A 6,630-nucleotide genomic window follows, 5' to 3' on the forward strand; every position below is an offset into this window, starting at 1 on the left:
CCACGCTCGACGAATACCGCAAGCATGTCGAAAAGGACGCGGCGCTGGCGCGGCGGTTCCAGCCGATCTTCGTCTCCGAACCCACGGTCGAGGATACCATCTCGATCCTGCGCGGGCTGAAGGACAAATACGAGCAGCACCATGGCGTGCGCATCACCGATTCGGCGCTGGTGGCGGCGACCACGCTGTCCAATCGCTACATCACCGACCGTTTTCTGCCCGACAAGGCCATCGACCTGATGGACGAAGCGTCGGCGCGGCTGAAGATGCAGGTCGATTCCAAGCCGGAAGAGCTCGATTCGATGGATCGGGAAATCATCCGCCTCAAGATCGAGCAGGAAGCGCTGAAGAAAGAGAGCGACGCCGGCTCCAGGAGCCGGCTGCAGACGCTGGAGAAGGAACTGGCCGACCTCGAAGAGAAATCGGCAGCTCTGACGGCGCGCTGGAGCGCCGAAAAGAGCAAGCTGTCGAACGCGCAGAAACTGAAAAGCGAACTCGATGCGCTGCGCATCGAACTCGCCGATGCGCAGCGCCGCGGCGAATACCAGCGCGCCGGCGAACTGGCCTATGGCCGGATCCCCGAACTGGAGAAGAAGCTCGCCGAGATCGAGGCCCAGGAGAACGCCGGCGAGATGATGGAGGAGGCGGTCACTTCCAATCACATCGCGCAGGTGGTGTCGCGCTGGACCGGCGTGCCGGTCGACAAGATGCTGGAAGGCGAGAAAGACAAGCTGCTGAGGATGGAAGACTGTCTCGGCAGGCGCGTCATCGGCCAGGCCGAAGCCGTGCATGCCGTGGCGACCGCGGTACGCCGCGCCCGCGCCGGCCTGCAGGATCCCAACCGCCCGATGGGTTCGTTCATGTTCTTGGGTCCCACCGGCGTCGGCAAGACCGAACTCACCAAGGCGCTGGCGGAATATCTGTTCGACGACGAAACCGCGATGGTGCGCCTCGACATGTCGGAATACATGGAGAAGCACTCGGTATCGCGGCTGATCGGCGCGCCTCCGGGCTATGTGGGCTACGACGAGGGCGGCGCGCTCACCGAAGCGGTACGGCGGCGGCCTTACCAGGTGGTGCTGTTCGACGAGATCGAGAAGGCGCATCCGGACGTGTTCAACGTGCTGCTGCAGGTGCTCGACGACGGCCGGCTGACCGACGGCCAGGGCCGCACCGTCGACTTCCGCAACACGCTGATCATCATGACGTCGAATCTCGGGTCCGAATTCCTGGTCAACCAGCCGGAAGGCGAGGACACCGGCGCGGTGCGCGAGCAGGTAATGGGCACGGTGCGGGCGCACTTCCGCCCGGAATTCCTCAACCGGGTCGACGAGATCATCCTGTTCCACCGCCTGCAGAAGAGCGAGATGGGCCGCATCGTCGAAATCCAGTTCGGCCGGCTGCAGCGGCTGCTGGAGGATCGCAAGATCGCGCTCGCGCTCGATGCCGCGGCGCGCGACTGGCTGGCCGGGAAAGGCTGGGATCCGGCGTACGGCGCGCGGCCGCTGAAGCGGGTGATCCAGCGCCATGTGCAGGACCCGCTGGCGGAAATGATCCTCGCCGGCGAGGTCAAGGACGGCGATCATATTTCGATCTCGGAGCAGGGCAACGTGCTGACCTTCAACGGCAAGGCGCCAAACACGGCCGAGATCGCGCAGTTCGAGGTGCCGGTGCCGAAACGGAAGCTGCACTGAGGTCGTCCCGGGCGCTTGACCGTACTTCTTCGGCGGTCCGTAGGGCGATTAGCGCAGCGTAATCCGCCGTTCCTCACCGCAGCCGGCGGCGGATTACGCTGCGCTAATCCGCCGTACCGACTTCCGCCGGTCGTCCGCGCAGGCGGAGAAGGCGAGTTTACTTCTTCGTGATCTTGTAGATCGCGTTCTCGATGTCGGACGAAAAATAGATCGTTCCCGACGCCCCGACGCCGACGCCGGTCGGGATGTTGGTCGGCAGTCCGCCCGGCGTGCCGGCGAGGCCGATCGGCAGGCTGCCGGCGATCTCGGCGACGGCGCCGGTCGCGGGATCGATTTCGACAATGCGTCTGGCGCCGACCTCGGCGACGATCAGCTTGCCGTCAGGCGCCAGCGCGACGCCTTCCGGCATTTTGAGATCGCTGGCGATCACGGTCTGCTCGCCGCTGCTCGTGACCTTCGATACCCGTCCCGAAAACGCTTCGGTGAGATAGACCGCATCTTTCGAGGCCGCCACCAGTCCGACCGGTCCCGCGAGCCCGCCGAGGATCGGCGTGCGATCCTCGCCGTGCTCGCCGCTGACGCGGACCAGCGAGCCGGTACCGAGTTCATTGACCAGGAGGCTGCCGCCAAGCCGGACCGCGTCATGCGGGGCTTTGAAGCCGTGCATCGTCTCCCTGGTCGTGCCGGTCTTGCGGTCGATCAGCTGTACGGTGCCGGTGAACCAGCTCGACAGGATGACGTCGTCGCCTTTCGCGGTGGCGCTCATCGGGTATTCCAGCGCGCCACCGTCGGCGTGCATGCGGGCCGGTTCGCCGATCTCGCCGGTTGCGCCATCGACGGTGCGGTAGGCGAATACGTCGGCGACGTAGATGGTGTCCTTGCCGTCGTCGGACACGACGCCGATGCCGCCGGGCAGGGCCAGCTTGCCGATGATCACCTGCCTGGCGGCGCCGGTTTCGGCATCGACCTCCTGGATGCCGTTGTCGGCCATGTTGGAGACGAAGATGCGGTCGCGATCGTCGATCGCGAGGTTGTCGAGCGAGGGTTTCAATTGCGCGACCATTTTCTTCGCGCCGGTTTTCGGATCGACCCGCACCAACTGCCCGAGCGCGGTATCGACCACCCACAGATTGCCCCTGGAATCGAAATTGACCGCCGCAGGCACCTTGAATCCGTCGGCGACCACCGCGAGTTCGCCTTTGTCGACATCGACTTTGGCGATCTGGCCCTTGAACCACAGCGGGCCATACAGCATGTCGTCCGGGCCGAATTCGAAGCCGTTGAGGCCGCCCATCTTCTCCATGATCTGGCGCGGCGGTTTTACCCCATCGACGTCGATCTCATAAAGCGCGTCGCCGAGGAACACCTGCGTGGCGTAGAGCCGCCCGTCCTTGCGGTAGGCCAGTGAATTGATGCCGGGCAGGCCGGACGCGAGCTTTCTGATCGGGCCGTCGCCCTTGCGCGCATAAAGGTCCCCGGTCAGAAAGCCGGTCCACGCCATGGTGCCGTCGGGTGCGAACGCGATATCGTCCGCCATGCCTTCCGGCGACGGTATGGCGATCGTCGCCGTGCCGTTGCTGCGGTCGACTTCGTAAAGCGCCGCTCCCGCGACGCTTCCGGCGAACATGCGTCCGGTCTTGTCGATCCCCAGTCCGTGCACGCCGTGAAACGCCGAGCCGGGAACCAGTTGCGTGACGTCGTAGGTTTCGGCGAATGCGCCGGTAAAGGCGCCGAAAATGGCCGTCGTCGCAACAGCCGCGCTTCGTGCTAGCGTGTTCATGACATCGCCTCCGGATCTTGCTTGTCTCGAAAATTATTCGCCCACGGCGGGCATTTGGCAAACACATTCGGCGTCATGCGCGGACGTGACCCGCGCATCCGTCAATCCTCGCAAGAAGATTTCGAAGGGGATGGATTGCCGGATCAAGCCCGGCACTGACGCATCAACATTCCGCAGTAATTACCGCGCCGCTCAGCGGTTGATGACTTGCCGCACCGGGGTCGGCGCGGACACGCCCGCGGCGTCGGAAACCCGGGCGCCGCCGCGATTGCTCATCATGGCGTCGAGCCGGTCGCGTTCCTTCTCGAAGCCGGCCATCAGCGGCCCCTCCAGCGAGCGGCCGCGCGGCAGCTTGATGCGCATGGGGTCGACAAAGCGGCCGTTGACCAGGATTTCATAGTGGACGTGCGGCCCGGTCGACTGCCCGGTCGAGCCGACGAAGCCGATCACTTGGCCCTGCCGCACGCGCTTGCCCGGTTCCATGCCCTTGGCGAACGCCGACATGTGGCCGTAGGCCGTCTCATAGCCGTTATTATGCTTGAGGCGGACGTATTTGCCGTATCCGCCCTCCGGGCCGACCTTTTCCACCACGCCGTTACCGGAGGCGAAAATCGGCGTGCCATAGGGCGTGGCCCAGTCGACGCCGGTGTGCATCTTGACGTAGCCGAGGATGGGATGGCGGCGGCTGCCGAAGCCCGAACGCATGATCGCGTTGTTGACCGGCTTGCGCACCAGGAACTTCTTCGCGCTTTTGCCGGTTTCGTCGTAGTAGTCGATGATGGCGTCGTCCGGGGTCTGGAAGCGGTAGTATTTCTTGGTCTCGCCGCCAACGGTGAGGGAGGCGAACAGCACCTCGGTTTTTTCAGTGATGGTGGCGCCTTCATCCTCGCCGGCGAAGAACACATCGAACGAATCGCCCGGCTGCACCTTGCGCTGGAAATCGACGTCGTAGGAGTAGATGCGGACCATGTCCTCGATCACGGTGGCCGGCACCTTGTTGCGCAGCGCGGTTTCGTAGATGCTTTGATAGAGCCGCACGCCGGTGCCGTCGTCGTCGTCATCGTCGCTGTTGTCGGCGGTTTCGGTGACGGTGTTCATGCTCTGCACATCGACCGCGACGTATTTGCCGAGATCGGACAGCGCGGCCACCGCCTCGATGGCGGATTCATTGGCCACCACCACGCGGTAGGGCTGCAGGCGCTGGCCCGGTGCCGCGGGCGCCATCAGGATGCGCACCTTCTGGCCCTCCTTCAGGCCGCCGTCGCGGCCGCGCGGGCCGAGCGTGGCGGCGATGGCTTTTGCTTCTTCCGCGGTGGCGCCCTGCTCGCGTAAAATGGCGGGAATGCTGTCGCCTTTCTTGACGACGTGAATGCGTTCGTTGCCCGGGTTGCCGCCGGTAGCCTGATCTTTCGTTTTCGCCAGCAAGGTGACGTTTTCCGGAACCACCCGGGTTTCGAATCCGGCGTAGGGATCGGAGGCGCCGCCCTCGGCGGCGTAGGCCATCTTGCTGTCGGACAGGGCGCCGCCGGCATCGGCGGTCGCGTTGGCGAGGGTGTATCGCACGCCGCTGTTGCCCTTCCAGTTGGAGGCGTCGCGGACCCGCATCAGAATCTCGTCGAGCGCGATCACGGCGGCTATTCGGGCTTTCGGCAACACCGTCGCCAGATCCTTGGTGACGAACGAAACCTCGGCATCGGGCTCTGCGGCGTCGGCGACACTCGGATCGTCCGGCGCCGCCGGGGCTGCGACGCCGACATCGGTCAGCATGCGCTGGGCGTTATAGGGCGGAATTTTCGCGCTGAGGTCGCTGGTGGCCAGCGCGAGGTTGCCGGAGATGCGAATGAAGGGCCGCACCCGCATGATGTCGCGGTTGCCGACCCGGGTGACCGTGGAGACCCGAACCACATTTCGCAAGGCGGCCGAATCGCTTGCCGGCGGCAGGCGGTCGCTCTTGTGCAGGCTGGCCGTGCGGTCGTTGGCGCCGAAGGCGCCGCGCAGCGCGCCCTCGACGCGCTCCGGCACCTTGGCGAACGTCATTTCGCCGTCCAGCGACGCGAAAACGGCGCCGCCGATAAGAGCCGCGCCGCACAGGCCTGTCAGAATTGTGCCGCTGAACCATTGTACGGAGACGCGGCGGCGATCGATCACCGCGGCCTCGGAACCATCGACGGAAAGTGGCGGTTCGTGACCGAGATCGATCATCCCGGTCTCGCGTCCGTAATTTCCACCCCGTGACGTCCTGTGGCTCAAGCCGCCGTCCCCCCAAATTCCACCAACATTCGACGAGGCCCGCGCCTGCCTGGGCTCCGCGTCCGCCCTCTTGAGGGGCGATACCGGAGCCTGGTGTGCCCCAGGGCCGTCCGGGAATCGTGAGCCAAAATGCTGGCCGGAATCTCGAACGTCAATGGCGCGCTGATCTCTCGAAGCGGTCCGACGATCGGGAAAAGGCAAGGCTTCATGGAAGATCGCCTGTTCCCGCGACTCGATGCCGGCAGCCCACCCTGGCATCCGGCGATTCATTGCTTATCTGGCAGTCAGAACGTCGCAGGATTGTGGCTCTTGTACGGCGCCAGCCCCTGAAAAATCAGGACTTATTCGCACTGCAAGAATCTCGGCACGATGCGATATTTTGTTGACGATGACCGTTGACAACGATCCGAGCAGGGGCTTATAACCCGACCACTGAGCACGGAGCTGCTTTGGCCCTTGGCCAAGGCATGGTTTCGTGCCCGTGATGCTCCTCACTAAGATGAGTGAATCAACAGCCGATGGTCATCGGTTGTTATTTGTCGTCGGATGAGGGTCTCGCGAGGCTTCCTCAAATTGGAAGTTGGGTCTCCGGACCCGGGCTGTTTGACAAGTGAAGATGAAGAAAGAGAAACGTGGACGGCGGAGTCCTTGCGAGTCTCGAATATTCGGGAACTTCGGTTTTCGGGTAGTCGAGGCTGGACGAAAGACTTCGGCGGTACACGTTTTAAAGGTTACACCATGATCTCTTCGGAGATTGCGTCGTCCGCGATGTGAATCGCAGGCGATGAATATGGTGGGACCTCGTCAAACGTTGTGATCAGCCGGTTTGAAGTTTCAAGTCCAACTTGAGAGTTTGATCCTGGCTCAGAGCGAACGCTGGCGGCAGGCTTAACACATGCAAGTCGA

The 6,630-nt window shown here is 63.8% G+C and carries 4 protein-coding genes and 1 rRNA gene; 3 read left to right on the plus strand and 2 right to left on the minus strand.

Annotated features, from left to right (window positions below):
• Positions 1-1,694 (plus strand): AAA family ATPase (locus tag ACFE72_RS23870; RefSeq protein WP_375415605.1); only part of this gene is annotated, 1,694 nt, incomplete at its 5' end.
• A gap of 157 nt (positions 1,695-1,851) precedes the next feature.
• Here the strand turns inward: ACFE72_RS23870 and ACFE72_RS23875 are convergent.
• Positions 1,852-3,474: a hypothetical protein gene (locus ACFE72_RS23875; protein WP_375415606.1), complete on the minus strand. Its 1,623-nt coding sequence runs from the start codon at positions 3,472-3,474 to the stop codon at positions 1,852-1,854.
• 192 nt (positions 3,475-3,666) lie between these two features.
• Positions 3,667-5,676, minus strand: coding sequence for a M23 family metallopeptidase (locus tag ACFE72_RS23880; RefSeq protein WP_375415607.1), 2,010 nt, complete (start codon positions 5,674-5,676; stop codon positions 3,667-3,669).
• A gap of 177 nt (positions 5,677-5,853) precedes the next feature.
• Between ACFE72_RS23880 and ACFE72_RS23885 the strand changes: the two genes are divergently transcribed.
• The gene (locus ACFE72_RS23885) at positions 5,854-6,054 is read left to right on the plus strand and encodes a hypothetical protein (RefSeq protein ID WP_375415608.1); all 201 of its coding nucleotides are present in this window, start codon (positions 5,854-5,856) and stop codon (positions 6,052-6,054) included.
• A 511-nt stretch (positions 6,055-6,565) separates the two neighbouring features.
• A 16S ribosomal RNA gene (locus ACFE72_RS23890) occupies positions 6,566-6,630 on the plus strand; the annotation flags it as partial.

The sequence above is a fragment of the uncultured Bradyrhizobium sp. genome, from assembly GCF_964252615.1.
Lineage (GTDB): Bacteria > Pseudomonadota > Alphaproteobacteria > Rhizobiales > Xanthobacteraceae > Bradyrhizobium.